1 protein-coding gene is annotated in these 1361 nt (G+C 65.0%); it reads right to left on the reverse strand.

Features of this window, described 5'->3' with window-relative positions; translation table 11 throughout:
- Window positions 1–473: 473 nt before the first annotated feature.
- Window positions 474–1256: a hypothetical protein gene (locus ACFXJ8_RS44070; protein WP_379651550.1), complete on the reverse strand. Its 783-nt coding sequence runs from the start codon at window positions 1254–1256 to the stop codon at window positions 474–476.
- Window positions 1257–1361: the final 105 nt, after the last annotated feature.

Below are 1361 nucleotides of genomic sequence, written 5' to 3' on the forward strand. Positions count from 1 at the left end.
GAAGCGCCGATAACGCCACGAGCAGGCACAGAAGACGATCAAGGTGTCAAGCATCAAGCGAAGCCAGAGTGTCAACCATCAAGCGAGATAGGACACGGGCATTGGGCCAGATCTTGCCGAATTGTTCTTGTAGGTATCAAGGCGGCGGCTGCGCCGCCGCAGCCCGCGCGGCCCTCCCCGCGCGAGCTGCGGCCTGGGGGCCGGTCTCGCGCGGGGAACCGCGCGGGCTAACCACGCCGACCCCAGATCAACCCGAAGCGCCGCCCAGTTCCGAAGCCTCATGCCCGGGACGGGAAGAACCTCAAACCGGGGGACCCCAGCGTATGGTCGGGAGGTGTGAGGACAGCACCGCCCTCACGATCGCCTGACTGTGGCGAGCCGCCGTTCCTGGTTGGGGGCGATCGAAGGTCCGGGACTTCGTTCCTCAGCCCCGGCCCACCGAGCAGCCAAGCACCGCTAAGAGGCGGCCCTGTTCAGAACTTCCGTAGCTGGCTTCGGAGCCGTTCGAGAAGAGCCGGCGGAGGAACATGCACAGGTCGGATGGCGTAACCGGGGAAGCCTCCCCAGGCGAGGGACCGGCGCAGGTACTCGACAAGCGAAATGGACCCCGATACCGGTATGCCCCGAAGCGGCGGGTCGGGGTTCGCGTTCGGGAGACGGATGCAGTGATCTCCCCCGCTAAAGTTCGCCTTAGCCGCCCCATCCGGCGCAATGCTGAAAAAGAAACCGTTCGCATGGAACCCACACAGTTCATCTTCTTCGGGATCCGTACAGGCGCACCCCAGGCTGACGTCTCCCACGGTCGAACTGAGCATGTCCCAGAGCATCCGGCCGGAGTGGAGGACCAGAGGGTCCGGATAAAGATCCCTTGGCTCGCGTGGGGGTGCGTGGTAGCGGACGTGAGGCAGCATTGAGCCCCCATCCCCGCACAGATCGACCGCACCCACGATCTCCAGGCAAGCGCGAAGCGCTACAGGGAGGGGACCGATGACGGCTTCGGCCTTCGCAATCGCTTCGAAATCATCCTCGGTGGGGGCTTGGCGGACTGTCTCAGGGCTAGCGAACGCGTACCCAGCGGAAGAGAGCCGGTCGACCAGCACATCCACGTTGGCCGCCACCCGCCGCATGGTCTCGCTCGCGACGTCCTCGGCATCCTCCCGAAGACTCTCAGGCACTCCCGCAGACCCGAAGGCTCGAAGGTCGTTCCACACCGCGACATGATCGCCCGACCGATATCTGCTCGCCCACGATGTCACGGTCGATGATCCTAGTACGGCAGCCGCCATTCGTTAGTTGAGCTGGGCGTATGCGGTAGTGAGGCGGGCGCGCCGGTGGAACCAGCGGGCTCGGGCTTGGTGTCG

This window comes from Nonomuraea sp. NPDC059194, assembly GCF_042754765.1.
GTDB lineage: Bacteria > Actinomycetota > Actinomycetes > Streptosporangiales > Streptosporangiaceae > Nonomuraea.